The sequence below is a fragment of the Bacillus sp. V3B genome (assembly GCF_024494465.1).
Taxonomy (GTDB): Bacteria; Bacillota; Bacilli; order Bacillales; family Cytobacillaceae; genus Bacillus_BD.
Genome location: NZ_JAETXM010000011.1, coordinates 73,966 through 100,515 on the forward strand (window position 1 = coordinate 73,966; position 26,550 = coordinate 100,515).

23 protein-coding genes, 4 pseudogenes and 1 riboswitch are annotated in these 26,550 nt (G+C 37.0%); of the genes and pseudogenes, 23 read left to right on the forward strand and 4 right to left on the reverse strand.

The window, feature by feature from the left end; genetic code table 11:
- The first annotated feature begins 3 nt into the window (after positions 1-3).
- Positions 4-106, forward strand: a riboswitch (glycine riboswitch).
- A 298-nt stretch (positions 107-404) separates the two neighbouring features.
- The 11 genes from glyA to purU all read left to right on the forward strand — a co-directional run bounded on the left by glyA (position 405) and on the right by purU (position 12,114).
- Positions 405-1,655, forward strand: coding sequence for a serine hydroxymethyltransferase (glyA, locus tag JMM81_RS13450; RefSeq protein WP_256242085.1), 1,251 nt, complete (start codon positions 405-407; stop codon positions 1,653-1,655).
- 15 nt (positions 1,656-1,670) lie between these two features.
- Complete coding sequence (locus tag JMM81_RS13455) at positions 1,671-2,183, forward strand: serine dehydratase beta chain (protein WP_256242086.1); 513 nt, start codon at positions 1,671-1,673, stop codon at positions 2,181-2,183.
- Complete coding sequence (gene sdaAA, locus JMM81_RS13460; RefSeq protein ID WP_256242087.1) at positions 2,183-3,064, forward strand: L-serine ammonia-lyase, iron-sulfur-dependent, subunit alpha; 882 nt, start codon at positions 2,183-2,185, stop codon at positions 3,062-3,064. The genes JMM81_RS13455 and sdaAA overlap by 1 nt, the downstream gene beginning before the upstream one ends.
- Before the next feature lie 14 nt (positions 3,065-3,078).
- Positions 3,079-4,191: a glycine cleavage system aminomethyltransferase GcvT gene (gcvT, locus tag JMM81_RS13465; protein ID WP_256242088.1), complete on the forward strand. Its 1,113-nt coding sequence runs from the start codon at positions 3,079-3,081 to the stop codon at positions 4,189-4,191.
- Between the two features lie 319 nt (positions 4,192-4,510).
- Complete coding sequence (gene gcvH, locus JMM81_RS13470; protein WP_256242089.1) at positions 4,511-4,906, forward strand: glycine cleavage system protein GcvH; 396 nt, start codon at positions 4,511-4,513, stop codon at positions 4,904-4,906.
- 1 nt (position 4,907) lies between these two features.
- Entirely contained in the window at positions 4,908-6,260 is a 1,353-nt protein-coding gene (gene gcvPA / locus JMM81_RS13475; RefSeq protein ID WP_256242090.1) for an aminomethyl-transferring glycine dehydrogenase subunit GcvPA, read from the forward strand.
- Positions 6,253-7,746: an aminomethyl-transferring glycine dehydrogenase subunit GcvPB gene (gcvPB, locus tag JMM81_RS13480; RefSeq protein WP_256242091.1), complete on the forward strand. Its 1,494-nt coding sequence runs from the start codon at positions 6,253-6,255 to the stop codon at positions 7,744-7,746. Before gcvPA ends, gcvPB begins: the two co-directional genes overlap by 8 nt.
- A gap of 344 nt (positions 7,747-8,090) precedes the next feature.
- Positions 8,091-8,969: a lipoyl synthase gene (gene lipA / locus JMM81_RS13485; RefSeq protein WP_256242092.1), complete on the forward strand. Its 879-nt coding sequence runs from the start codon at positions 8,091-8,093 to the stop codon at positions 8,967-8,969.
- 30 nt (positions 8,970-8,999) lie between these two features.
- A complete protein-coding gene (locus JMM81_RS13490; protein WP_256242093.1) occupies positions 9,000-9,305 on the forward strand; it encodes a HesB/IscA family protein in 306 nt (101 codons plus the stop codon).
- Positions 9,306-9,665: 360 nt separating this feature from the next.
- A complete protein-coding gene (lpdA, locus tag JMM81_RS13495) occupies positions 9,666-11,066 on the forward strand; it encodes a dihydrolipoyl dehydrogenase (protein WP_256242094.1) in 1,401 nt (466 codons plus the stop codon).
- A gap of 178 nt (positions 11,067-11,244) precedes the next feature.
- On the forward strand, positions 11,245-12,114 hold the full coding sequence (gene purU / locus JMM81_RS13500; protein ID WP_256242095.1) for a formyltetrahydrofolate deformylase: 870 nt from the start codon (positions 11,245-11,247) through the stop codon (positions 12,112-12,114).
- A 630-nt stretch (positions 12,115-12,744) separates the two neighbouring features.
- Here purU and JMM81_RS13505 read toward each other — a convergent pair.
- Positions 12,745-13,452: pseudogene (locus JMM81_RS13505) on the reverse strand (IS6 family transposase).
- Positions 13,453-13,550: 98 nt separating this feature from the next.
- On the opposite strand from JMM81_RS13505, the pseudogene JMM81_RS22935 reads away from it, so the two are divergent.
- The 7 genes and pseudogenes from JMM81_RS22935 to JMM81_RS13540 all read left to right on the forward strand — a co-directional run.
- A pseudogene (locus JMM81_RS22935) lies at positions 13,551-13,670 on the forward strand (hypothetical protein); the annotation flags it as partial.
- Between the two features lies 1 nt (position 13,671).
- Entirely contained in the window at positions 13,672-13,929 is a 258-nt protein-coding gene (locus tag JMM81_RS13515) for a hypothetical protein (RefSeq protein WP_256242096.1), read from the forward strand.
- On the forward strand, positions 13,871-15,070 hold the full coding sequence (locus JMM81_RS13520) for a F510_1955 family glycosylhydrolase (protein WP_256242097.1): 1,200 nt from the start codon (positions 13,871-13,873) through the stop codon (positions 15,068-15,070). Before JMM81_RS13515 ends, JMM81_RS13520 begins: the two co-directional genes overlap by 59 nt.
- Before the next feature lie 9 nt (positions 15,071-15,079).
- A pseudogene (locus tag JMM81_RS13525) lies at positions 15,080-15,205 on the forward strand (HU family DNA-binding protein); the annotation flags it as partial.
- An 806-nt stretch (positions 15,206-16,011) separates the two neighbouring features.
- The gene (locus JMM81_RS13530) at positions 16,012-16,662 is read left to right on the forward strand and encodes a 2OG-Fe(II) oxygenase (protein ID WP_256242098.1); all 651 of its coding nucleotides are present in this window, start codon (positions 16,012-16,014) and stop codon (positions 16,660-16,662) included.
- A gap of 620 nt (positions 16,663-17,282) precedes the next feature.
- Positions 17,283-17,639, forward strand: a pseudogene (locus JMM81_RS13535) (DNA/RNA non-specific endonuclease); the annotation flags it as partial.
- Positions 17,640-17,835: 196 nt separating this feature from the next.
- A complete protein-coding gene (locus JMM81_RS13540; protein ID WP_256242099.1) occupies positions 17,836-18,288 on the forward strand; it encodes a DUF3888 domain-containing protein in 453 nt (150 codons plus the stop codon).
- 145 nt (positions 18,289-18,433) lie between these two features.
- Here the strand turns inward: JMM81_RS13540 and JMM81_RS13545 are convergent, their stop codons facing one another.
- Both JMM81_RS13545 and JMM81_RS13550 read right to left on the reverse strand, forming a co-directional pair.
- The gene (locus JMM81_RS13545; RefSeq protein ID WP_256242100.1) at positions 18,434-18,703 is read right to left on the reverse strand and encodes a hypothetical protein; all 270 of its coding nucleotides are present in this window, start codon (positions 18,701-18,703) and stop codon (positions 18,434-18,436) included.
- A 539-nt stretch (positions 18,704-19,242) separates the two neighbouring features.
- Positions 19,243-20,367 (reverse strand): IS110 family RNA-guided transposase, encoded by a 1,125-nt coding sequence (locus JMM81_RS13550; protein ID WP_256242101.1) that lies wholly within the window; start codon positions 20,365-20,367, stop codon positions 19,243-19,245.
- A gap of 292 nt (positions 20,368-20,659) precedes the next feature.
- Here JMM81_RS13550 and JMM81_RS13555 point away from each other — a divergent pair, with 292 nt between their 5' ends.
- The 5 genes from JMM81_RS13555 (at position 20,660) to JMM81_RS13575 (ending at position 24,736) form a co-directional block, all read left to right on the forward strand.
- Positions 20,660-21,418, forward strand: a complete 759-nt coding sequence (locus tag JMM81_RS13555) for a tyrosine-type recombinase/integrase (RefSeq protein ID WP_256242102.1) — start codon at positions 20,660-20,662, stop codon at positions 21,416-21,418.
- On the forward strand, positions 21,393-21,740 hold the full coding sequence (locus tag JMM81_RS13560) for a tyrosine-type recombinase/integrase (protein ID WP_256242103.1): 348 nt from the start codon (positions 21,393-21,395) through the stop codon (positions 21,738-21,740). Before JMM81_RS13555 ends, JMM81_RS13560 begins: the two co-directional genes overlap by 26 nt.
- Positions 21,737-23,713 carry a tyrosine-type recombinase/integrase gene (locus JMM81_RS22940; RefSeq protein ID WP_256242104.1) on the forward strand — a complete coding sequence of 659 codons (1,977 nt, stop codon included), beginning with the start codon at positions 21,737-21,739 and terminating at the stop codon, positions 23,711-23,713. The genes JMM81_RS13560 and JMM81_RS22940 overlap by 4 nt, the downstream gene beginning before the upstream one ends.
- Before the next feature lie 22 nt (positions 23,714-23,735).
- Positions 23,736-24,122 carry a DUF6262 family protein gene (locus tag JMM81_RS13570; protein WP_256242105.1) on the forward strand — a complete coding sequence of 129 codons (387 nt, stop codon included), beginning with the start codon at positions 23,736-23,738 and terminating at the stop codon, positions 24,120-24,122.
- Positions 24,123-24,550: 428 nt separating this feature from the next.
- Positions 24,551-24,736, forward strand: coding sequence for a DUF8096 family protein (locus tag JMM81_RS13575; RefSeq protein ID WP_256242106.1), 186 nt, complete (start codon positions 24,551-24,553; stop codon positions 24,734-24,736).
- Positions 24,737-25,526: 790 nt separating this feature from the next.
- On the opposite strand, the gene JMM81_RS13580 is transcribed toward JMM81_RS13575, so the two are convergent.
- Complete coding sequence (locus JMM81_RS13580) at positions 25,527-26,426, reverse strand: LysR family transcriptional regulator (RefSeq protein ID WP_256242107.1); 900 nt, start codon at positions 26,424-26,426, stop codon at positions 25,527-25,529.
- Positions 26,427-26,550 lie beyond the last annotated feature (124 nt).

Genomic DNA, 26,550 nt, shown 5'->3' on the forward strand with positions numbered 1-26,550 from the left:
CGGATGATGGTTGTGGGAGAGTGCAAAGCAAAAAGCCACCGAAGGAGCAAGTTCCAAAAATACCCTTGGAACAAATCTCTCAGGTAGATGGAACTACAACAGGACGCACCTCTGGAGAGCGCGTATACAGTAGTACGCCACCAAAGGGGAAGACTCTATGAACAATAGAGTTAAACTCTCAGGTAAAAAGGACAGAGAAGGGTAAAGAACGCTACGGCTACCCTTTTCTGTCCTTTTTTGCGTACAAAAAGGGTAGTCAAGCATTCTGTTTTAAACGGTTTTTCATAGAAAAGTAGGTCAGTAGCAAGAAAGAGATGTTAGTGTCTCTAACTCTAATAATATCTTCAGGTTATTGTTTGGTACAGCCAAAGGGATCCTGAACAAAATTTCAAGGAGGAATAAAAATGGGTTTGCAACAAAATGATTCAACTATTTTTGAAGCAATTGAGAAGGAAAAAAATCGCCAGCATACAACATTGGAGTTGATTGCCTCAGAAAACTTCGTAAGCGAAGATGTTCTAGAAGCAATGGGAAGTGTGATGACAAATAAATATGCAGAAGGCTATCCAGGGAAGCGTTACTATGGCGGGTGTGAGCTTGTCGATGTAGCAGAACAAGCAGCTATTGAGCGCCTAACGAATCTGTTTGGTGCCAAATATGCCAATGTTCAGCCACACTCGGGTGCACAAGCAAACCTTGCCGTTTTTTACGCATTACTTCAGCCTGGTGATAAAGTGATGGGGATGAACCTTTCACATGGCGGTCACTTAACCCATGGAAGCCCTGTCAGCATTTCAGGTAAATGGTTTGAGATTGTGTCCTATGGAGTAAGAGAAGATACTCAATTGATTGATTACGATGAGCTGGAAGCCATCGCGAAAAAAGAGAAACCAAAATTGATTATTGCTGGGGCAAGTGCCTACCCAAGAACCATTGATTTCGCACGCTTTAGAAAAATTGCAGATCAAGTAGGGGCAAAATTCATGGTAGATATGGCGCATATTGCTGGACTTGTTGCAGCGGGTCTTCATCCATCACCAATCCCGTATGCAGATGTCGTGACAAGTACGACGCATAAAACATTAAGAGGACCGCGTGGCGGAATCGTGTTAACAAACGATGAAGAGATCATAAAAGCGATTAATAAAGCCGTGTTCCCAGGAATTCAAGGCGGACCATTGATGCACATCATTGCAGCCAAGGCGGTTTCCTTCAATGAAGCATTGCAGCCGAGTTTTAAGGCTTATGCCCAACAAATCATTGAAAATGCAGCCACACTTGGCGAAACGTTAAAGAAAGAAGGCGCAACGCTTGTCTCTGGGGGCACGGATAATCATATTGTCCTTTTAGATCTGCGTCCATGGAACCTAACCGGAAAAGTAGCAGAGAAATTATTAGAAGAAGCAGGGATTACCGTCAATAAAAACACGATTCCATATGATCCGGAAAGCCCATTTGTCACAAGCGGAATCCGTATGGGAACAGCGGCCTTAACCACTCGTGGAATGAAGCAGGATGAAATGGTGAAAATCGCGGAAGTGATCGCAGCCGTTCTAAAGAGCAATGGGAACAAGGAAGTTCTGGAGAGAGCGAAAGAAACAACGAAAGCAATTTGTGATGTATTTCCATTATTCCAACAGCCAATTACTGTATAAGAAAGGGGCAAAAGCATGGAATTTCAAAGTTGTTTTGACATTATCGGTCCTGTCATGGTTGGCCCATCAAGTTCTCATACAGCTGGAGTTGTATCGATTGGCAAGTTCATTCATGAATGGTTAGGCGGATGTCCAGAAAAGGCTCAAATTGTATTTTATGATTCCTTTGCCGAAACTTATCAAGGACATGGAACAGATAAAGCTTTGATTGGCGGGTTGCTAGGAATGGACACAGATGACACCCGAATTAAACAATCCTTGGAATGGGTAAAAGAGTATGGAATGCAGTATCATTTGGAGTTTGAAGACAACTGCGTCTATTTTAACCATCCAAATATAACGATCGTGACAGTCAAACGTGGTGAGAACATAGTAAAGATTGGCGGTGTATCACTTGGTGGTGGACTATCGAAAATTTTTATGATTGATGAAGAGATGGTAGATATTCGTTTAAGTTCAGGTGATGACTTTACAGCCCTTGTCAAACAGTATCAGCTAAGAATGAAATTCCTTGCGGAGGTAATGTAATGGAAATTCTGTCCATGGAAGAGCTAATTGATGCCTGTGAGCGTGAACAAAAAACGATTGGTGAAATCATGCTGATGATGGAAGCGAAAAAGTCAGGAAAAGATGAAGAAACCATTATCAGTATGATGGAAGAGCGATTGATCAAAATGAAAGAGGCCGTTGATAACGGTATAAAAGATGATTCAACTGCACCAAGTGGTATTTCCGGCGGTGACGCCGTGAAATTGTATGACTACGTTAAACAGGGTAAAGCACTTTCAGGAAATTATATTAGCGATGCCATGACATTTTCATTAGCTACATCTGAAAGCAATGCACGAATGGGGGTCATTGTCGCTACCCCAACCGCCGGAGCAGCTGGTATCTTGCCCGGTGTACTGTTTTCGCTTTATAAAAATGACAGCTATTCGTATAAAGATTTAGTGATGGGCTTGTTTACGGCAAGTATGCTAGGCTACATCATTGCCAATCGTTCCTTTATTTCAGGAGCAGCAGGGGGATGTCAAGCAGAAGTAGGATCTGCAACGGCTATGGCTGCTGGGACAATTGTAGAATTAAAAGGAGGTACACCAAAGCAAGCCGTGAATGCGACAGCTATTGCTATGAAATCACTATTAGGTCTAGTGTGTGATCCGGTTGCCGGCCTAGTTGAAGTACCTTGCATTAAGCGAAATGTCATTGGAACATCAATTGCCTTTTCCGCTGCGGATTTATCTCTTGCTGGGGTGGAAAGCCGCATTCCATGTGATGAAGTCATTGAAGCCATGTATAAGGTTGGAAAAGAAATGCCGCGAACACTTAGGGAAACTGCACTTGGAGGTCTTGCGATGACCGAAACAGGTAAAAAGGTGAAAGAAGAATTATTTTGTAGGAAATCTTAATCGGAGGTGTAACAATGAGTATAGAAACAACGTTAAAGCGAACACCGCTTTTTGAAGCATATAAAAAATACGGTGCAAAGGTCATTGATTTTGGAGGTTGGGAACTTCCGGTACAGTTTTCAAGCATTTTAGAAGAGCATGAGGCTGTCCGGAAAGAAGCAGGACTCTTTGATGTCTCTCATATGGGCGAAGTGCTCGTTGAAGGAAAAGATGCAGAAAGCTATATTAACTACCTTGTCACAAACGATGTAACAAAAGTTCGTATAAATCAAGCACAATATACAGCGATGTGTTACCCAGACGGTGGCACAGTCGATGACTTACTTGTTTACAAATTAGCAGATGAAAAGTACCTGCTTGTCATAAACGCTTCAAACATTGAAAAAGATTGTGAGTGGATGGAGCAACACGTAAAAGGAGAAGTGACGCTTCAAAATATTTCAGGTAACGTTGCACAGCTTGCCATCCAAGGTCCAAAGGCAGAAAGCATTTTACAAAAGTTAACGGAAACTGACCTAAGCCAAATTGGTTTCTTCTGCTTTGCTCAAAATGTAAATGTGGATGGGATTACAGAAGTTCTTGTATCCCGTACAGGTTACACAGGGGAAGACGGCTTTGAACTTTACTTAGCGGCTGATAAAGTAGAAGCACTTTGGGATAAGCTTTTGGAAGCAGGTAAGGAAGATGGCTTAAAACCATGTGGACTTGGTGCGCGTGACACACTTCGCTTTGAAGCACGTCTAGATCTTTATGGTCAAGAGCTTTCAAGCGAAATCGGCCCACTTGAAGGCGGAATCGGTTTTGCTGTTAAAACAAACAAAGAAAGTGATTTCATCGGTAAAGACGTTCTTAAAAAACAAAGAGAAGAAGGTTTACAACGTAAAATTGTTGGAATTGAAGTAACAGGAAGAGGCATTCCTCGTCACGGTTACAAAGTATTTTCAGCAGGTGAAGAGGAAATTGGCTTTGTTACATCCGGAACCCAGTCTCCGTCTTTAAAGAAAAGCTTGGGTCTTGCTCTCGTATCTGCAGAACATGCCAAAGTGGGGACAACGCTAAAAGTTGAAATCCGTAATAAACTGGTTGACGCCGTTGTTGTCAAAACACCGTTCTATAAAAAAGGCTAATGAAAGTTTAAAAGAATAAGAAAGTCTCTCTTTTATAGAACAGTAGCCATGTATAGTTCCGGGTATATAGACTCTCGGTCTAGCTGGGGTGTTTCTAAAGGAAAAAGTGCTTCAGTACTGACCTTATTCTTATTGACGATCTGGGCGCATTAAGCGTTTGTTAATAGAGTCATCGTGTAAGATTCTTTAAAATGAAGGGATTTCCGATCACCTTACACGCAAACGGGCAATGGACAAGCATGTGATAGGAAAAACCCCTCTAATATTTTTTTGAATGACGAAAAAATATAAAAATTACAAGTGGAAGGAAGAAAAAACCATGACAAATGCAACAGCAAATTTACTATATAGCAAGGAACATGAATGGGTATTACCATTAGAAGGAAATCGAGTGCGTATTGGAATCTCTGATTATGCACAAAACTCATTAGGAGACATCGTATTTGTTGAAAATCCTGCAGAAGGTGAAGAAATAACAGTAAATGAAGTAATGGGATCTATCGAATCAGTAAAAGCTGTTTCTGATTTATACTCACCTGTATCAGGTGCAGTTGTTCTTGTGAACGAAGAATTAGAAGATTCTCCACAATTGATTAATGAACAAGCATATGAAGCAGGTTGGTTAATAGAAGTGGAATTATCTGACCTGGAAGAATTGAAATTACTATTAAATGAGGATGAGTACCAAGCATTTATTCATGAAGGAGAGGAATAAGATGACCAATACTTATAGATATCTTCCCGATACGGAACAAGATAAAAAGGAAATGCTTGATTTCTTAAACATGTCTTCTATTGAAGAATTATTTGCAGATATTCCATCTGAACTACGTTTAAAAGGCGAGTTAAATATTCCGGAAGCGGACTCAGAGCCAGTTCTTTTGAAAAAAATGAATAAGCTTGCAGCGAAGAATTTAAATGCTGATCAATATGCTACATTTTTAGGTGCAGGTACATATGATCACTATATTCCGAGCGTTGTTGATCATATGATCTCTCGTTCTGAGTTTTATACAGCTTATACACCATATCAACCAGAAATCAGCCAAGGTGAATTACAAGCGATTTTTGAATTTCAAACGATGGTTAGTGAATTAACTGGAATGGATGTTGCCAACTCATCTATGTATGACGGATTTACATCTCTTGCTGAAGCTGCGTCACTAGCAGTTGCATCTAAAAAACGTTCAAAAGTACTTGTTTCAAAAGCTGTTCACCCTGAATCTCGTGCTGTTTTAAAAACAGTAGCAAAAGGTCAAAGCTATTCAGTTGAAGAAGTAAGCCTTGCCTCAGAAGTGACAGACTTAGAACAATTAAAATCAAAAATCGATAAAGATTCAGCAGCGGTTATTGTTCAATATCCAAACTTCTTTGGTTCTGTTGAAGATTTAGCAGAAATTAAGAAAATGGCAGAAGAAAACGGTGCACTTTTCATTGTAAGTTCCAATCCGCTTGCTCTAGCACTTCTACAATCTCCAGGTAAATTAGGAGCAGATATTGTAGTCGGTGATATGCAACCGTTAGGTATACCAATGTCCTTTGGTGGTCCACACTGCGGATACTTTGCCGTTAAACAAAAATATATGCGTAAAATACCAGGGCGTATTGTTGGACAATCGCATGATGATCAAGGAAAACGGGGATTTGTTTTAACACTACAAGCGCGTGAACAGCATATTCGTCGTGATAAAGCAACATCTAATATTTGTTCGAACCAGGCATTAAATGCCCTTGCTTCTTCTATTTGTATGTCAGCACTTGGAAAGCAAGGAGTTCGTCAAATGGCACAGCAAAATATTGAGAAAGCAGACTACATGGCAAAGTCTCTTCAAAAGAAAGGCTTTAATGTCTTAAACAAATCAGCATTCTTTAATGAATTCGTTGTGGAACTTCCACGCCCGGTCAAAGAAGTTAATACTAAACTTTTAGAATCTGGTTTTATTGGCGGATATGACTTAGGAATTGATTATGGATTTGAAAATCAAATGCTGGTTGCGGTAACAGAACAACGTACAAAAGAAGAGATTGACCAATTTGTAGAAGCATTGGAGGCGGTTGTAAATGGTTGAGTATAATGATTTAATTTTTGAAATCAGTCGTCAGGGTCGTGTAAGTTATAGCCTACCGAAAAGTGACGTTGATAGCATTAACTTAGAAGATAAATTTCCAAAACATTTAATTCGTGATGAAGCAGCAGAGCTTCCTGAAGTAGCTGAACTTGACCTTGTTCGTCACTATACAGCACTTTCAAATAAAAACCACGGGATCGATAATGGATTCTATCCACTTGGATCTTGTACAATGAAATACAATCCAAAAGTGAACGAAGTTGTGGCACGTATTCCAGGATTTAGCCGCATTCATCCATATCAACCAACTGAAACAGTACAGGGCGCTTTAGAATTATTATATAATCTACAAGAAGAACTAGCTGTTATCACTGGTATGGATGCAGTCACACTACAACCTTCTGCAGGTGCTCAAGGGGAGTGGACTGGGTTAATGATGGTCAAAGCTTACCATGAGCAAAAAGGAGAAACAAGAACAAAAGTACTTGTACCAGACTCTGCGCATGGAACAAACCCTGCCAGTGCAAGTGTTGCTGGTTATGATACAGTTACCATTCCATCAAACAAAGATGGATTAGTTGACTTAGATGAATTAAAGAAACATGTAGACAGTGATACAGCTGCATTAATGTTAACAAATCCGAATACACTTGGGTTGTTTGAAAAGGAAATTAAAGAAATCGCTGAAGTAGTTCATGAAGCAGGCGGATTACTTTACTATGATGGAGCAAACTCCAATGCGATTTTAGGAAAGACAACTCCAGGAGACATGGGCTTTGATGTTGTGCATTTAAACCTTCATAAAACATTCACAGGGCCACATGGTGGTGGAGGCCCAGGTTCAGGCCCAGTTGGAGTTAAGGGAATTTTAATTCCTCATTTACCGGTACCACGTATTGAAAAAGATGGCGACAAATTTGTACTAAATTCAAATTACCCATTATCTATTGGCCGTGTTAAAGGGTATTATGGAAACTTTGGTATTAATGTTCGTGCCTACGCTTATATTCGTACAATGGGAAATGTTGGATTGCGTGAAGTTTCTGAAGGAGCTGTTCTTCATGCGAACTACCTACGCAAAAGATTAGAGCCATATTTTGAATCACCATATCCACAAATTTGTAAGCACGAATTTGTCTTATCTGGTTCAAGACAGAAAAAACTCGGTGTTCGTACGCTTGATATGGCAAAACGTCTGTTAGACTTTGGCTATCATCCGCCTACCATCTATTTCCCATTAAATGTGGAAGAATGTCTGATGATTGAACCGACAGAAACAGAGTCTAAAGAAACGATGGATGCTTTTGCAGAAGTAATGATCAAAATTACGAAAGAAGTAGAAGAAAATCCAGGAGTCGTTCTTGATGCGCCGCATACAACTATTATTGGACGATTAGATGAGGTCAAAGCAGCAAGACAACCAATTTTACGTTATACAAAAGAAGAAGCAGTAGCAGAGCAGGGGAAAGAAACCGTAAAAGCTTAAAATGAAATTTCCTCATAGTGGGGGTGCATCCCCCACTATCCATTCGTTGTGGTGCTCACGTTTCCCATAGAGAATGAGTGATTCATTAGATCTTTAGATAGGTGTATTCATATTCAGGTTATTCTTTGATTTTCTAAAGCCTTGAGAAGGAAACGTACCGTTCGTTAATGCGGGAGTATTAAATTGAAAGTTGTACATGCACTACCGAGAATAAAGGGTAAGAGAAAATCATTTTTTCTTTCCCATTCCTGGTAGTTTCATATATTCCAAATAAATACTGAATAAACGGATCCCTAAGTATGTGTTATTTTAATCAATTTATGTTGCGTTTAGGAGGGAATGATATGACCATCGATTATGTTCGTAAACCAGAATGGCTCAAAATTAAATTAAATACGAATGAAGAATATACGGGTTTAAAGAAAATGATGCGCGAAAAAAAGCTTCATACAGTCTGTGAAGAAGCGAAATGCCCGAACATTCATGAATGCTGGGCTGTACGTAAAACGGCAACTTTTATGATTTTAGGAAGTGTATGTACACGCTCTTGCCGATTCTGTGCGGTTCAAACAGGCCTTCCAACAGAGATTGATTGGAAAGAGCCAGGACGTGTGGCAGAATCAGTCGAACAAATGGGCTTAAAGCACACCGTGATTACAGCTGTTGCACGTGATGATCTAAAAGACGGAGGAGCTGGGGTGTTTTCGGAGACGGTACGGGCAATAAGGCGTCGCAATCCGTTTTGTAGCATTGAAGTCCTTCCATCCGATATGGGTGGAAAATATGACAACTTAAAAACATTAATGGATGCGAGACCTGACATTTTAAATCACAATATTGAAACGGTGAGACGTTTATCGTTGACAGTTCGTGCTCGTGCAACCTATGAACGTTCACTTGAGTTGTTAAGACGTTCAAAACAAATAAATTCCAATATTCCTACGAAATCAAGCATTATGATTGGTCTTGGGGAAACAAAGGAAGAAATCATGGAAACGATGGATGATCTTCGTGCTAACGATGTTGATATTATCACAATTGGTCAATATTTGCAGCCTACGAAACGTCATTTGAAAGTACAAAAATATTGGAGTCCAGAGGAATTTAATGAATTAAAAGAAATTGCCTTATCAAAAGGGTTTAGCCATTGTGAAGCAGGACCGCTTGTACGCTCTTCCTATCATGCTGATGAACAGGTCCAGGCAGCAAAAGCGAATCTGTAATCATGATGTGGCGAGGAGGAGAGGATTCAGGTGATTATTGAATTAACTGAGGCAGCATTAGATAAGCTAGGAGAAATAGAGTTGCGGGAAGAACAATCTCCTCGGATTGACGCTAATGTAGCTGGTGGATGTGGGGTGTCTGTCAAATTTACGCTTGTTTTTGATGAACTGCGCCGAAACGATATAGTTATCGAATATAGTGGAATTCAAATTCGAATAGATCGTTTTACCAAACGTTATTTAGATGAAGTAACGCAAATTGATTATACCGATGAACATGGCTTTCTCGTTGGAGAGAGCTTTGCTTCAAGTGCATGTGCAATTGAAATAGATTAATAAGCAAAAATTCAATATTAAGTTACATAAATGAACTTAGAAGAGTAGAAGAATGTAATTACCAATTTTTATACCCAAGTTTTCCTATTGTTATTATTAGTTATACTAATTTTCTTTTTGAAAAGCTGTGTTTAAGAAAAGTATTGACTTCTAATTATTAGAGTATTAGAAAATAGGTATTTAGGTTTGCTAGATTAACAAAATTGGATAAATGGTAGAAAGAAAAAGAAAGATACTTAGCTTAACGTTATCTTTTAAGCAAAAGGACGGAGGAGACCATCTCAAATTTTATAATATCTCTTTCTGTCCTTTTTTCTGTATTGTAAGCTTTTCAAATTAAACACAAAGGAGAGATATCAAATGATAAAAGAATATGATGTTGTCATCGTTGGTGGCGGGCCAGGAGGATACGTTGCTGCTATTCGTGCATCTCAATTAGGTTTAAAAGCTGCAATAGTTGAAAAAGGAAAACTTGGTGGAACATGCCTTCATGCTGGTTGTATTCCAAGCAAAGCATTATTAAGAAGTGCAGAAGTATATGCTAACACAAAAAATGCAGAAGAGTTTGGTGTTATTGCCCCTGAAGTTGGACTGGATTTCTCAAAAGTACAGGCCCGGAAAGAAGAAACGAAGACTCGATTATTTAAAGGCATTCAACATTTAATGAAAAAAGGAAAAATTGATGTTTACGAGGGGAAAGGGAGTATTTTAGAGTCAAGAGATGTTTTAGTGGAATTGAACAATGGGGAACAGGAAATCTTACTAAACTCCAGAAATATTTTAATTGCAACAGGGTCTCGTCCAAGAACACTCCCCGGTCTAGAAGTGGATGGGCAATATGTGATGACATCAGATGAAGCTCTGCAAATGGAAGAGCTGCCAGATTCTATCATTATTGTTGGCGGGGGTGTCATTGGAATCGAATGGGCATCGATGCTCGTTGACTTCGGATTAGAAGTAACTGTGATTGAATATGCCGATCGCATTTTACCGACAGAAGATAGAGATGTTTCGAAGGAAGTACAGCGTTTAATGAAGAAAAAAGGTGTAAAAATCGTAACAGGGGCAAAGGTGCTTCCAGAAACATTAGAAAAAGGTGAAGGTGTTTCGATTAAGGCGGAGCATAAAGGGAAGGAAATGCCATTTTCTGCAGATAAAATGTTAGTATCCGTCGGGCGATTGCCAAATGTGGAAGGGATTGGACTCAAAAATACTAGGATTGAAATAGAGCGTGGTTTTATTCAAACAAATGAGTACTACGAAACAAATGAACCGAACATTTACGCAATTGGTGATGTGATTGGCGGATTGCAACTTGCTCATGTTGCTTCACATGAAGGACTAATTGCCATTGAACATATGGCAGGTGAAAATCCTTCACCACTTGATTCGACTCTTGTTTCAAAGTGTGTATACAGCAGCCCAGAAGTAGCGAGTGTTGGTTTAACGGAAGATGAGGCAAAGGAGAAAGGCTATCAAGTGAAAATAGGTAAATTCTCATTTCGTGGGATAGGAAAGGCTCTTGTTTTTGGTGCATCAGACGGTTTTGTCAAACTTGTAGTTGAAGAAGAGTCTAATAAGCTGTTAGGAGCGCATATGGTTGGACCGCATGTAACCGATATGATTACAGAAGCTGCTCTTGCCCGAGTACTAAGTGCAACCGCCATGGATATTGCTCATACTATTCACCCTCATCCAGCATTATCTGAAGCCATTGGTGAAGCTGCACTAGCAGTAGATGGCAAGGAGATTCATGCTTAGGAGAAAGATTCTAGAATGTTGGAATACGGTATTGATAAGCAATCAATACCGTTCGATATCATACTAGACTTAGCGTGCACTGATATTGGTACTATCTATTCTATTATCTTGAAAGCGGATAATAAATCTCTCCTTATTTATAAATTTTAAGTACAACCTAAAGGATGGAGGAAGAACATTGCATACAATCATTAAAAATAACCGTGCAAAATTATTAATTTCCTGTCCAGAAAAGCCAGGTATTATCTCGACTGTAACGAACTTTTTAATAGCACACAAAGCAAATATTGTCCATTTTGACCAACATACAACGGATCCAAAAGCTGGTATATTTTTTATGCGGATTGAGTTTGATTTAGAAAACACCTATTCTTCGTTTGAAAAATTTGAACAGTACCTAGATATACTGGGGCGAGATTATGCTCTAGACTGGCAGTTGAGCAGTAGCGAAAAAAGAAAGCGTATGGCCATATTTGTTTCAAAAGCAGATCACTGTCTTCTGGAGCTTATTTGGCGGTGGAAATCTAATGAAATTCAAGTCGATATTCCTTTGGTGATCAGTAATCATGCTGATTTAAAGGAAGTAGTAGAGAGTTATGGAATCCCTTTTTATCATATTCCAATATCTAAAGAAACGAAGGAAGAAGCCGAACAGAAAACATTAGAACTATTAAAAGGTAAAGTAGACTTTATTGTTCTAGCAAGATATATGCAAATCCTTTCTCCCAATTTTATTTCTAAGTATTCAAACCGAATCATTAACATCCATCACTCTTTCTTACCAGCATTTGTTGGAGCAAATCCTTATGTGAGAGCGTTTAACCGAGGAGTGAAGTTAATTGGAGCTACTGCACATTATGTAACCAATGATCTTGATGAAGGACCTATTATTGAACAAGATGTACAGCGGATTAATCATCGATATACAGCAGAGGAATTAAAGATGGCTGGACGTCATGTGGAAAGAAGGGTTCTTGCCGAAGCTGTTTCCTGGCATGTTGAAGATAAAGTACTTGTTCATGGGAATAAAACCATTGTATTTACGTGAGTTGATCTCATAAGGAGGATCTCGTGCAAGGTTGGCTTGTTTCTTAATGGATATGAAACGAAAGATACAAAAATAGCTAAGCGTTTTTTTAAATAATCATGGCTGCTTTTTATAGTTCCACCTGTTTGATTGATCATAAGGTCTATGATGATATACTAGCCCATTGAACATTTTAAAACTACCATGAAAATAAACTTCTGTAACTTCGAAAAAAGACAATACCAAAGAAGACCCTTCTCATTCGTTAAAAAAATGGAGAGAGCCACAATTCATTGATCTATGGATTGGATTGACTGGATTAAGAATCAGTATGGACAGTTCACTATATTTTCATTCTCTGTGGTGAAGCGCTGATTTTGCGCTTCATGGATGGCTATAGGGAAATATCAGGAGGAACTGCTTCCCCAGATATATCCGTTAGAATGGGAACATATAAACTTTCTAGGAGAATATTCGTTTAAAACGGAGATTTCGAACTCCATACATTCACTCCGTCCACTTAGGATATAAAAATAACCCTGATTTTTCCGCTTAGCGTAGAAAAATCAGGGTTTTGACTTCCAAAAAGGGTTCTGGTGCAAATACCAAGACAAATTGAAAAGAGTTGTAGATCCACTTTCAGATAACCCCTTAGGTGGTTATCCTGAATAGTCTATGTATGAATTCCACTTCATTTTGGGCAGACTTCACCCCTTGATGAACCTGCTTCTTTTTAATCATATGCATCGCTTCTATAACACTCAGTATGTAAGTAGCTGTACGAAAAGATTTCAACCCTAACATAGAACGAACACGCTTCTTGATAAAACGATGATCCTGTTCTACGATATTATTTAAATACTTCTTTTGTCTGAGTTGCATGCCTGATGGCATATTTTTTTCTTTTCTTAATTCTTCCACTTCCATAGGGTAAGTCGGATTTTTATCCACTGTGATGACACGAGGATTTGAAACATGAAAAGACCGCAAAGCTTTCTTGAAGAAGCGCTTTGCAGCCTTTTGATCTCTTGTTTTGCTTAGGTAAAAATCGATTGTGTTTCCTTCGGAATCCACTGCACGATATAGGTACATCCATTGACCTTTTACTTATATATATGTTTCATCCACTCTCCACTAGTCATTGGTTTGTTTGAGATGACGATGGATTCGTTTGTCTAATTCAGGACCATACTGATGAACCCAACGCATGATCGTTGTATGAGCAATGAATAAGCCCCATTCTTCCATCACTTCCACTAAATCACGAAAACTGAGGTTATACCGTAGGTGCCATCTTACCGTTAACAAAATAATGTCAGGCTGATAATGCTTCCACTTGAATACATTTTGCTCTTCCATACTGATCACATACCTTTTTTAGAGTAGTAGTATCAGTATGTCCTAGATTTAAAGATTAATTGCATTTATCTTGAAGTTTTTGCACCAGAACCGGACTATCCATTGTAAAATCATTAGTTGAACTTCAACAAGGTGAAATTCATGTCAAAAGTGAAGTTGGAAAAGGAACAAGCTTTGTATTGGCATTCCCTGTAGTAGACTATAGTCAGGAGAATTAGGATGAAACGAATTGAATATGTGATTGCTGGTCTACTCGTGATTATAGGTATAGCTTGTCTTACAATGTCAGGATCTTATCTTATGGGTGCCGGTATAGGTGCCTACAGTATGACTTTTTTACAGTTGTATTTCTGGTTAGGAATTTCTATTGTTGTGGTTAGCGTAATTTACTTCATAATTATAAAAAAAGGGGGAAAAGATGATGAAATTAAGACTTTTTACATTAATATATTTTTTAATGGTGGCTTTACCGATTGATGTATTTGCCCATGGTACAGAAGAAGAGCATCAAAAGGAGGGTTTAATGTATGACAAGCTAATTGATGGAGGCCTACTGGTTTCAGTTCTTTTATTAGTGGTATCAGTTGTCGGTATCATAGTGATTTCAAAGAAAGCAAAATCAATAAATGTTAAGTCCCAACAGGGTCAGAAAAAAAGAAATCAATTAAAAAGAAGTTCTACAACCCTAAAATGGATTAGTGTAGCAACGTTATTAAGTTCAGTTCTTTTTGGATTTATGACCATGAAAAATACTAATGCTGAACAGGAAAGTACTACTGGATTTCAACATATACATGGGCTTGGGTACACAAGTGATGGAAATAGTTTTTATATACCGGCTCATGACGGCTTAAGGGTCTATTCAAACGGTGAGTGGAGTATTCCTGAAGGGGAGAAACACGACTATATGGGATTTTCTATGGTAGATGATGGATTTTACAGTAGCGGTCATCCTGGCCCAGGCTCAAAATTGGAAAATCCTTTTGGAGTCGTAAAAAGTAATGATTTAGGAAAATCGTTAGAAGTATTAGATCTTTATAAAGAGGTGGATTTTCACGGAATGGCTGCAGGCTATTATTCACATGCAATTTATGTTCTAAATCCCCAACCGAATAGTAGGATGGAAGACACGGGCCTTTATTATACATTAGATGAAACGAAAACATGGACGAAAAGTGATGTGAAAGGATTAGATGGTCAACCTGCATCACTCGCAGTGCACCCATCAGATGAGAAAATCATGGCAATAGGTACAAATCAAGGTGTATTTCTTTCAACTGATTTTGGCAATAACTTTGAAAGAATATTACCAGAGGTGCCAACATCAGCCATCCATTTTACAAAAGAAAACAAATTAGTGGTGGGCGGTCTAGAGGATGAGCCCGTAATGTATGAAATTAATTTAGATATGAATGAGAGGACAAAGATTTCTATTCCGAAAATAAGTAATGAAGATGCAATAACATATATTGCTGTAAGTCCTCAAAACAATTCAGAAATTGTTTTCACAACATTTGAGAAGCACATTTATATAACAAAAGATAATGGAAATAGTTGGACGAAGATTGCAAAGGATGGAACAGCTATTGATATTAAAGTGGAAAAGGAAGCAAAGTAGAGAATAATTTTCAAGTACTTCAAACGTTCAGCTAGAAAAGGGCGTAATCCACAAACCGGTAAAGAAATAGAGATTACTGCTTCTAAAGTTTCAGCTTTTAAACTAGGGAAAGAATTAAAAGAATCCGTTAAATAAAAAATAGATATTAATAGTGTGAAATACTCTGGGTATTCGAATCCAGAGTGTTTTTTATTTTAAAGATATTTACTATCACTTGTTCATAATTGTTACACCCTGTTAGAATAAAATGAAAATGCGATGATATCAAGCTATCAATATGTTCAAACAGCCTTGTTCAAAGTGTAGGATGGAGATTATATGAAATTTGGCTATGCGAGGGTCAGCACAAAGGATCAAATGTTCTTTATATATAAAACGAGTAGCGCAAAGTTATGTTTTAACTTTCACTTAGTTTTTCGCTTAGCTGTTTCCATTTTTTATTTAGTAGCCTTTAGGCTGCAATTTCCTTTAGGAATAAAGATTTAGTGAACTAAAGGTCAAAACAATAAACTTCAGAACCTTTTCAGAACCTTCTTGGGTGACAACAATTGAGACTGTAAGAAAGGAAAGGGTGCAGATTTTGAATAAAGTTTGATCAAAAATCCTGTGTTACAGGATTTTTTTTGTTCCATAATCGGGCCATATTGCTGAGGAACAATTAAAGAAAACGGGTCTGTTGGAAGAGAGAAAGTAATTGATATTTAGGTGAAGTTTCTCCTTAACCTTTTATCAATCTTTTCTTTAGCCCTTATTTTTATCACGGATATATAAGTAGAAATGAATAAACTCAATATAACAAATGGAGGTAGAAATGTAGAAAAGGCAAATTAAGAACTTCATAAAATTTTTTTTTGATTAGCAAAAAATCTAAAGGGTTTAATAACCTGTTGGTAGTATAATAAAAAAGTATTTCAATAGAAACAGGGGCTGATGAATGGAAGATGTTTGTTAAAGATGCAGAAGTAAGGGAAGTAACTATATTTAGCCATAATGGTAATATAATTAAAACAGAAGACAGAGAAATTAAAATCATTGCTAGATTTGAAGAACCGTTAGTTGTAGTTTTAGGCTCAGTACTGGATGATGAGGAATGTGAGGCACTTATTCAGTTGTCAAAAGACCTCCTTCAGCGTTCAAAAATCGGAAGTACAAAAGAAGTCAGTGATATACGAACAAGTAGCGGCGCATTTTTAACAGACGTCAAAAGTAATATTCTTGCGAGGGTAGAAAAAAGGGTGTCGGCCATTATGGGAATTCCTATAGAGCATGGGGAAGGACTACACATTCTGAACTACAAACCTGGTCAAGAGTACAAAGAACATTTAGATTATTTCGCTCCTACAAGCAAAGCGGCGAAGAACAATCGTATCAGCACGCTTGTATTATACTTAAATGATGTAGAAGAGGGAGGCACAACCTTTTTCCCGAAACTTAATTTAACTGTTTGTCCGCAAAAGGGCATGGCAGTTTACTTTGAATATTTTTATAATGATCCAATATTTAACGAGTTAACACTACACGCAGGAACTCCTGTAGTAAAAGGAGAAAAGTGGATAGCTACTCAATGGATGAGAAGGCAGAAAGTCATTTAAATCGATTAAATAAAATGATTCGTTTGACGGGTCATTTCATATGAATACAAAAATATAAACTAATAGTTATGCGGTTTTGAACCAGAAGAATGCGAAAGAAAAAACTTCACGTTCATGAGATAGAGGAATACGACTTTATTAACGGTATATGTGAATTGAAAGGGTTAGAATTGATCTGCTCATCCTGTCATAGTTTCCATCATTTATATAGGACGTACAGCGTTACAACTAAAGCACAGATGGATGAAATAGGGGTGTTCTCTCTGAACGTGATTAGAAAGTAACGTTTAGGATCAGTTGCGACATGCCGTATAAGGAAGAGGTCATAAAACAATTAAGAAAAAAGATTTATATGTCGGAACTAAATAGATTTCCAATTCGCTTTAATTAGGTATTAGTTTTTCAAGAATCGGGCGCAAGAATTGAGCAATGATGGACTGTTTAAGCAGTCCATTTTTCTTGATCGGATCTTTAATCAGTTAAAGGACAGGATAATTCAATAGGATATTAGTCTTTTATGGTAAGATTATAGAATAAGATAAGATAAGTTATGAGGGGAATAAGTTGAAAGTCATCGTTTTAAAATGAACAGCATGAAACTATTATAGGAGAGTCCTAAAATGAAAAAGAAAATGAACTATTTAATCTTACTTTTAACGATCATCTTTATGGTTGGTTGTACCAACGTAGAAGATACATCCAATACAGATGTAGAAACAGATTCACAAGAAGTAACCGCAGTTGAAACAAATAAAAATAATGAAAAAGAAGAAACTGTCACTACGGTTGTTGATGAACCAGTAGTAGAGGAAACGCCGAGTGTCCCGGTTGCGGAGGAAACACCAACCCAACCAAATAATGAACTGTTTTCAGGATACAAACTTATTGAAGTTGATGGTGGTGATTTGTCTGGATATCGTGAACCTAACGTCGTCGTTGACATTGGATATGGGGACCGTGAATATTGGGCATTTACATTAGTTATATTTAGGTTAGGAAAGCAAAACAGTTGACACTAAAGGGACCACGCATATTAGACATATCTAATATGTGTGGTCCAATTTTATTACCTTATTAAACTAAAGCATCCGTTAGTGAAAAAGTATCATTACATATTAAACCCTGTATAAATTTGGTGCATTTTCAAATGATAACGGAAAAGGAGGTAATAGGATGAAGAAATTCTTGATTTTAGCGATTTTTATTTTTTGTACAAGTTTAGTCAGTATTACTGTTAGTGCAGAAAATGAACATAATCACGACTCAGTTGGTATGGAACAGGCTTTTGATAATCTTATGGTTTCACAATTTAATGATGAAATTAACAAAGCAGTAGAAAACTTTTACAAAAAGGAGTCAGTAAGAATAAATTATAATTGGTTTGATAAAGGGTATGATGTTGTTGAAGTGTCTCAAAGTGAAAAAGGCAGAAAGTTAAGTCATCCCTTTGTTATTAAATTTACCGTTTTATCTTACGATGATAAAAAGCCGATAGGAACTGATACAATCACATTTGGAGTATCACCAACAATTGAGAATAAAGATTTGAATAAGAAAAGTATAGCAGCAGTTAATGTTGAACTTTTAAATTTTCAGCACAATAAGCCAACAAAAGAAGAAAACTAATTGAATTAGCACCCTTTTTGGTGCTTTTTTTATGAATAAAATACGCCTTATTACATTAAACTGCCACTTTACTTGAAGAAGAAATAGGAGTTGTCGCTGCGGCAACTCCTTATTCAATATTCGCATCCGTTAGTGCAATAAAAGATTATTTACTTAATTGTTTATCCAATAATGATTTAAATGTCTTTTGAGTATTGGAGTTATTTATTAGCCTTTTCGTTAAAATTCTACTTTGCAAAAACTTCCTTACTTTCCTATTCACAAAAAACAACCGATGATACTTTTCATCACTATATAACTCATTAAACCATTTATACTTTCTTAATTCTTCAATGTGTTTGTCTATCTTCTTTGTGTCTAAGGAATCATCTTGTCCAATACTTCCGAGTAATCCAGCAATAATTTCAAAAAACATAAAAAATGTTCTCCTTTAAGAAAAGTAATTACTAGTATAACTTTCCCCCATTATTAGACACAAATGTACTAATCTTTATTCAACTGATATGAACGAAACTGTCAACCCACCACACCCAAATGGTTTTAAATGGGGTTTCATTCAGAAATGAATAGAGTTATTCCTTGTTCAACTTAGCAGCCAAATATCCTTGCGGATTTAGCTTGTCAAGGGCGTACTTTCCCTTGATGAGCTAAATCCGCAATGGATACAATCCTAAAAGTTGAAAAGGATAACCTTGAAAACTTGGCACGAAGGCAAAAACACTGACGGTGGTATACAATCTGATATGCGTGGGTTGGGTACCACATTTCATTCCATCCGTCACGGAGCTACCTCGGACTAAACGCGCACGTTCGGTTTTTCAAGCCTAGTACATAGTTGAACATGAGGGTTCTCCTTCACGGGGATTTGCCTCCGAGCCAAATCTTCAATGAATCCTATAAGCCCAAAATTCGAGTTCAAAAAATCACAACTTACATGGTATGATCTTGATTAACTTAAGCAACCTTTTCATTTAGATGCTTTTTTTCGATAGCACAACCGATAGCCCAAATAAAACCAAGTAATTCTCTAGCAACAGCCACCACAGCTACTTTACCACCTTTTCCTTTAGCTGAAATACGATGATATTTCATATGGAGACGGTGTTGTGCTTTCCAAGCAATGCGTTTTGCCTCTGGATCTTGACCTTCTTGACGCTTAAGTAATTCACCTTTAAGAGATGGACGATGACGATAAGACCAACAAACTTCTACTATGGAACGACGAATTTGGGAGTTTCCTGTTTTCGTAATGGAACCTTGCCAACGGTTCGCACCACTCGAATATTCTTTAGGAACAAGACCAGCATAGGACATTAGTTGCCTTGGATTAGCAAAACGAGAAAATTGCCCAATTTCAGCCACTAAGGTAACGGCGGTAACTTCTGCGACTCCTCTTAATGTTTGAAGAGCCTGAATGACTGGAGAATGTTCACTTTGAAGTGCTTCTTCGTGTATTTGAGCTTCAATACGTTTCATACGCTCCTCAACCTCATAGATAGCATGAAGGTACTCTTGAAAAACAACTCGTTGTGAGGATCTTTCAAAGGTTAATTTATTTAACCATTCACGATGTTTTACAGTCCAGTTACGCATTCCTTGAGGTGGTCGTATTTCATGACGAAGTAAAAAGTGTACAAGTCTCTGACGAGAGCTTTGTAAATCTTCACGAGCATCATGACGAGCACGAACTAAGTCTCTCAATGCTTCATGGTCTTCGTCTGGAACCCATACAGAAGTAAGCTCGCCAGCACGAAGTAGTTGGGCTAATCTAATAGAATCTCTCTTATCTGTTTTGACACGATCGCCAGAACGCTTTGGGATAAGAGTAGGCGCAACAACCATACATTCAATGTCCATAGATAAAAGTAATCGATAGATTCCGTATCCAGTAGATCCAGCTTCATAACAAACAAGTAGATTTTCAGGATTACCTAACATTTTCATTAATTTACGAATGTTTTCTGGCTTATTTTGAATGGTACTATGAAATCTAGGCTCTCCACGACCTGAATCAGCAATCGCAACGGCAATAGTATCTTTAGATACGTCTAAACCAACAAATTTTTGTACATCCTTCATAATATCGGCTCCTTTTCGTGTGTAGCTCTACACTTGGTTTTTTATTTTGGATAGTAACATTATGACCAAGTGCAACCTACGTTAAGCGATGGGAGCCGTTTCGTTCATTATGACTAAACTGCCCCTTATATACAGTATATCAAGGCGTAGTATTTAACGTTAACAACGTTAAATACTACGCCTTTTTTGTTTCTATATTTACTACATATATTCAGTAAAAAAATATAGTAAATATAGTTTTCATAGAAAGGTGGACAAAAATACATCACTATTGATTTCGGAGGTGATGTTAATGAAAGTGCAAGAGGTTTTAATTAATGACAAAAAGAGATATCTGCTTATTGATGGCGATAACAAACCTATCGTCCCCGTTTTAAAGTTTCTTAAATATCTAGATAACATTGGAAAAGCAGAAAATACATTAAAGTCATACTGTCATTATTTAAAGTTTTACTTTCAATTTTTAAACGAAAAAGAAAAAGAGTACAAGGAAGTGGATCTTGACCTTCTAGCGGAGTATATATCTTGGCTAAGAAGTCCATATCAATCTACTAAAGTAGTTCAAATTCAACCAACAAAAGCAAGGAGATCAGAGCGAACAGTTAATACTATGGTGACTTGCGTTCAAAGTTTCTACGATTACTTGATGCGAGTTGAAGATTATGAAAAGGATCTATCCGAAAAAACAAAAAAGCAGGTGATTGGGAATCAGCGATCTTTTAAGCCCTTTTTACATCATATCTCAAAGGGAAAACCATTTAACAAAAACATATTAAAAATAAAAGAACCCCGAAGAGAAGTTTTAACACTCTCTAAGGCTCAGGTGCAAGCTGTTCACGATGCGTGTAGTAACATCCGAGACGCTTTACTGATTCGGGTTTTATATGAAGGTGGTCTTAGGATTGGAGAGGCTTTATCTTTGTGGATTGAGGATTTTGATATTGGCTCCACTACCATTCGAGTACGGAAATCAAAAACTGTAAGTGGTGAAGGACGCAAAGTGTATGTATCTGCCGATACTATGAATGTTTTTCAAAGATTATCTTATTGATATTCACGATGTAGATACAAATTTTGTTTTTATTAATTTATCTGGTCCTAATAAAGGTGAACCGTTAAATTATCGAGCAGCTATCGATGTGATAGAGCGTATAAGAAGGAAAACTCAGATTGATGTTACACCCCATATGTTGAGGCACACTTATGCCACTGAGCTTCATGAACAAGGCGTAGAGGTATCAATAATACAAAAGTTATTAGGCCACGCACAGGTCCAAACAACTATACAAACATACGTCCATCCTTCGGATGAAACAATTAGAACAGAGTGGCAGAAAGCACAAGAGAATAGGAACGGTGAGAAATTAAAGTGAAATTAAATCAAGCTAATAAACAGGAATCCAGAATAATTCTACGGTACAAACAAATTGAAGAAGAGTTATGTGGGTATTGGAAAAATGATCGATGGGATCCACTAGAATGCCCATTCTACACTAAAGAAACAAAAATAAATAAACAAGTCATTAAGTTCAACAATACTTTAAATTCAAGAATCACAAATGAGTTCAAATATTATTTCTTCAGATGCCTGACTGAATCGGTATTGAAGATGGAGACAGTATGGAGAAGGTCCTCTGCGTTAAATAGACTACAAGGATTCATTTTAAACTTTTATTCAGACATAAATTCAATTCTAGATATCTCATATGAGAGATTTTTATTTCACTATAAATCTCACCTTTTTGAACAAGGTTGTAACAAGTTAACAGTTAAAGGTTATGTTCAGCTATACAATCGAATTTATGCTTTTTTTCTTGACTGGTATGATGAACGGAATGAAACTGAAAAAGACATCTGGAATGTGCGTAAGTTGGGGATTGATTATAATAAAAGTTCGGCTACCGATTGCACACTAAATTTCAATTCTGTTCCTCCCCCATTTAGGGAATTAATAAAAAGATATATTAAAAATCGTGTCCTGATACAAGAATCCCTTAGCTGGGGATCCGCAATTCAACATATAGCAAAGCTACCAGTCTTCTTCCATTTCGTTCACACAAAGTATCCAAAATGGGATGGCTTAGAACAACTAAGTAGAAGAGATATTGAGGATTTTATCCACCATTTACGGAAAACCCCTATGGGTGGACATAGCGTTCATAAGGGGCAAGCTCCTTCGGGAAATTATATTAATCGTTCTATCTCCTTTTTAGAAACATTTATTGAATATATACAAAGGTTTGAATGGAACGAAGCACCAATAAAGTCTGTTAGACTACTATTCTTCCCAGAGGACAAGCCGAAGTTACCTCCTAAGTCGGTGGACAAGGTTAAATACATATCCGATTATGTGTGGGAACAAATCATAAATCATATGGAAAAGCTACCTGAAGATATAAGACAAATTGTATTATTATTGGAGGCAACAGGATTCAGAATCTCCGATACTTGTGCATTGAAGATAGATTGTCTGATTCATAGAGAAGATGGATGGTGGATTACGGGTGAACAGCGAAAAGTAAAGGACAAAACGCATCGGGTACCTATTTCTGAAGAAATAGCAAAAGTCGTTCTTTCACAAAAAGAGATAACAAGAAGGAATTCAACATCAGAAACAAACCCTTTTAATTACTTATTTCCTACGTATGGTGGGACAAGGAAAGGTCAACCTATTTCAAGGGAAAATGTAGTAAATAATCTAAATAAATTAGCTGCAGATAATAATATAGTCGATGAAAAAGGCGATATTTATCGATGTAAACCACACGCATTCAGGCACCGATTTGGAGTTAATCTTATCAATAACGGAATGAATATTTTACATGTACAAAAGCTCATGGCTCATGCGAGCCCAGAGATGACACTAATATATGCCCAGATTCATGATACAACTCTTCGTAAAGAATGGGAAAAAGCTTCAAATAATGGAGCCGTGAAGCTACAACAAGGCGGCAAGTTAATCCCCACTACACTAGAACAACAAGCTGATGAAAACGGCTTAGAGCTTGAATGGATTCGTCACAACTTAGATTCTATTCGATTAGATCATGGATTTTGTATTAAAAGTCCAAAAAACAATTGTGATTATCTAGAGCAGACATTAGAGCCACCCTGTATTAAAAACAACTGTCGCAGTTTCCATGTAGATCAGACATTTTTAGATTTCTATAATGAACAAATCATAAAAATGGAGTCTGATATAAAGATTTATCAAAAGTCTGGGAGAAATCGTTCAGTTGAGATTATTGAACCCAAGTTGAAAAAATACAAAGAAATTAGAGATGGAATTGTAAGAAACGGTGGGATTTATGGGCTTCCTAAACCAAGAAGAGAATTAAGAAACTGAATATGGAATGAGATGAAATATAATGGCTAATAAGAATCCGAATACAGAAGCTTTACTTCGAAGTATTGAAGATAAAACGCAAATGACAAAGCAAAAGGTAGAAAACACTATTAAAGAAATGATTAAACAGCAAGTAAAGATAAACTTTAACTCCGTATCAGCAAGATCAGGAGTATCAAAACCATTTCTATATAAATATAGCGAAATCAGGGCTAGAATTGAAACATTAAGAAAGCAGGAAGAAAACTTAGATACGCCAAAGCAAGTTAAACGAAACATGACAGAACATTCTAAGGATGTGATAATTGAATCACTTCGAAAAAGAAATAAGCTTCTAGAAGAAGAAAACAAGAGATTGAAAGAACAATTAAAGGTAGATTGGGCAGCAATCTATAATGAAATCGATTAATATAAATCGTATCTTTGATAACATGTAAACAATGAATGAGGTTCGATAGAACCTCATTTTTTTCGACGATACTGTATATATCTGCCATTTAGTTAAGGAAGGTCGTACATATATTAATTCAAAAAAGATAAAATGAGGATGAAGGTGAAAGAGCTGAGTTACAAGTTTTACCTTCAGGTTCACGAATAATAAAGTTGTTTATAAGCTTCGGCATCTATTCAGAGATGAATTATATGAAACTGAAATATATGAAAAATAACAAAGCATATCCGAGATATTCCAGATCTGCTTTCATTGTAAATACTCTAAATAACATTGTTAACTATTTTAGTTATGTGATTCACTTTCGCTTTTTTGGATTGCGGCTTTTTTAGGCATTAAACATGCATCCGAATTTATATTGTCTACTTTATAGATCGCAATGCACTTTGTCTGAAAATGCCACAAGTAACAATAACAGATATGACACAACTATTATTTATGATTACAATGAGCAGCCAGATATTAATGCCGGTCGTTGTGATAATTGTGGTCAATCTCATTTTAAGAGTACAGTACAGAACTTAGTGTTTATTCGGGAATGTATAAAATGTGGAATGAAAAAGTCCATTTAACTCGATTAATCTAACACCCCAAATGGCAATGGTTATACAGATCATTGCCATTTTTATGTCGAAACTTGTATTCTATTAACCTTTGTAAATGTAAGCGTTTTCTATTATAATGATAATGGGTTGGATGGCACGCGTGGCTGTCATAGTATTTGGCGTAGGTGGGGCCGATACCAGGAAGAGGGCTTAAAGAAAATAGCCTTTTTTATTTGTTTTTTTATGCGGTTAAAAGGGTTCTTGAGAAGACGAAAACGCAGATGTATCAACGAATGTATAAAACCATACATAAACATACCCCCCCTTAGGCACCTAAAGGGGGGGTATGTCCAAATAAAAAAGAATAGTGGGTCACTATAAAATAAAAAAAGTAAGCAAATCTGAAGACACAATATGGGTTAAAGGCAAGTATGTTCCAACACCTATCGAGTTGAAAAAAGTACAGAGAGCGAAATGAAAAAGCTACAGAAAAAGAAGCCAAGCGAAAAACAGATTGGTCTTTTTGAAATTATGTGAACGTCTATCAATAGATGAAAGTATTCCAGATAATTACTTACTTTTGTCCAAAAAAATTGCTGATTATTCTCAAAAAGCTCATTATGGGGTCCCGACGTCAAAACGTATAATACCCGCGAAATGTCGACAGGACCCCATACCCATCAAGTTAAGAAAACAGATCAACCCCAAAACGATAAAATAAGCTTCTTTTGTTACAAAGAAAATCCCAAATATCGTTCTTGGGGGAATATAAACTCTTAGCTTGATGGACATGCGACAGGACCCCTTAAAGAAAAGGTCATTTCCTAGTTTCACTCCATTCTAGAGAGTGTTTGACGAATGCCTTCATTTCATTTGAATGATTTAATCGGCTACGGATTGCAAGAGCAGTTGTATGCTTAATCGTTGTCTCTAGTCGTACTATGGCAATATTGGATTGAACAGAAAATTCAGCTTCTCTCAATGTTATTAAAGAAACGCCTAATCCCTCTTCAACTAGTCCCGCAACGATATCAATTTGACTGCTTTCATATGTAATTTTTGGTGTAAAGCCTGCTTCTTTACAGGCATCGATACAAATTTGATACAGGGTACTAGCGTGATTTATTAAGATAAAATTTTGATCTGCAGCCTCAGATAGGTTAATAGAGCGTCTCTTTGCAAACGGGTGAGATTTGTGGGTAATTAAAACCACTTCATCCTCAATCATCGGATAAGTTGTAAAAGTATTTAAAGGATTCATGTCAACAGGAAGAGCGATAATAGCCATATCTAATTCTGATTTCTTGAGAAGATCAATCAGTTCATTTGTCAGTTCCTCTTTGACTTCTAACTGAATCCCAGGATATTTTCTTTGAAAAGACGCAAAAAGTGAAATGAGTCCCCTACTGCTATAAACAGGAATGGTACCTACTGAAAGACCCCCACGTTCAATTAAGGTAAATTCCTTCATTGCAGACATCATGTTTTCATATTCGGCAATGATACGGCTGGCATATTTTGAAAATTCTTGACCAGCAGCCGTTAGTTTAACGTTTCGCGTAGTGCGATCAAATAGTTGAACCCCGCCCAATTCTTTTTCCATCTTTTTTAAGTATTTGGATAGTGAAGACTGTGAGATAGAAACTTCATAAGATGCATTCGTTAAATGCTGATGTTTTACAATTGCCATCACATATTTTAATTGTTCAAGATTCATAATTTAGATCCACTCCTATTTATTCTATATCGGAATTAATTATACAGTAATCGGAATTGTTTACACTATTTATATAATGTAAATTATCTTTAGAAGGAGCAATCATTTGCACTTCTTACTAACT

What these genes read in the sequence shown, in the direction of transcription:
- gcvPA (WP_256242090.1), top strand. Translation starts at nt 4,908, where the DNA reads ATGACCAATACTTATAGATATCTTCCCGATACGGAACAAGATAAAAAG.
- JMM81_RS13530 (WP_256242098.1), top strand. Translation starts at nt 16,012, where the DNA reads ATGTTTGTTAAAGATGCAGAAGTAAGGGAAGTAACTATATTTAGCCAT.
- gcvPB (WP_256242091.1), top strand. Translation starts at nt 6,253, where the DNA reads ATGGTTGAGTATAATGATTTAATTTTTGAAATCAGTCGTCAGGGTCGT.
- JMM81_RS13520 (WP_256242097.1), top strand. Translation starts at nt 13,871, where the DNA reads ATGATGAAATTAAGACTTTTTACATTAATATATTTTTTAATGGTGGCT.
- JMM81_RS13560 (WP_256242103.1), top strand. Translation starts at nt 21,393, where the DNA reads ATGTTTTTCAAAGATTATCTTATTGATATTCACGATGTAGATACAAAT.
- JMM81_RS13550 (WP_256242101.1), bottom strand. Translation starts at nt 20,367, where the DNA reads ATGAAGGATGTACAAAAATTTGTTGGTTTAGACGTATCTAAAGATACT.
- JMM81_RS13540 (WP_256242099.1), top strand. Translation starts at nt 17,836, where the DNA reads ATGAAGAAATTCTTGATTTTAGCGATTTTTATTTTTTGTACAAGTTTA.
- JMM81_RS13555 (WP_256242102.1), top strand. Translation starts at nt 20,660, where the DNA reads ATGAAAGTGCAAGAGGTTTTAATTAATGACAAAAAGAGATATCTGCTT.
- lipA (WP_256242092.1), top strand. Translation starts at nt 8,091, where the DNA reads ATGACCATCGATTATGTTCGTAAACCAGAATGGCTCAAAATTAAATTA.
- JMM81_RS13455 (WP_256242086.1), top strand. Translation starts at nt 1,671, where the DNA reads ATGGAATTTCAAAGTTGTTTTGACATTATCGGTCCTGTCATGGTTGGC.
- JMM81_RS13570 (WP_256242105.1), top strand. Translation starts at nt 23,736, where the DNA reads ATGGCTAATAAGAATCCGAATACAGAAGCTTTACTTCGAAGTATTGAA.
- sdaAA (WP_256242087.1), top strand. Translation starts at nt 2,183, where the DNA reads ATGGAAATTCTGTCCATGGAAGAGCTAATTGATGCCTGTGAGCGTGAA.
- gcvH (WP_256242089.1), top strand. Translation starts at nt 4,511, where the DNA reads ATGACAAATGCAACAGCAAATTTACTATATAGCAAGGAACATGAATGG.
- lpdA (WP_256242094.1), top strand. Translation starts at nt 9,666, where the DNA reads ATGATAAAAGAATATGATGTTGTCATCGTTGGTGGCGGGCCAGGAGGA.
- gcvT (WP_256242088.1), top strand. Translation starts at nt 3,079, where the DNA reads ATGAGTATAGAAACAACGTTAAAGCGAACACCGCTTTTTGAAGCATAT.
- glyA (WP_256242085.1), top strand. Translation starts at nt 405, where the DNA reads ATGGGTTTGCAACAAAATGATTCAACTATTTTTGAAGCAATTGAGAAG.
- JMM81_RS13580 (WP_256242107.1), bottom strand. Translation starts at nt 26,426, where the DNA reads ATGAATCTTGAACAATTAAAATATGTGATGGCAATTGTAAAACATCAG.
- JMM81_RS13515 (WP_256242096.1), top strand. Translation starts at nt 13,672, where the DNA reads ATGAAACGAATTGAATATGTGATTGCTGGTCTACTCGTGATTATAGGT.
- JMM81_RS13545 (WP_256242100.1), bottom strand. Translation starts at nt 18,703, where the DNA reads ATGTTTTTTGAAATTATTGCTGGATTACTCGGAAGTATTGGACAAGAT.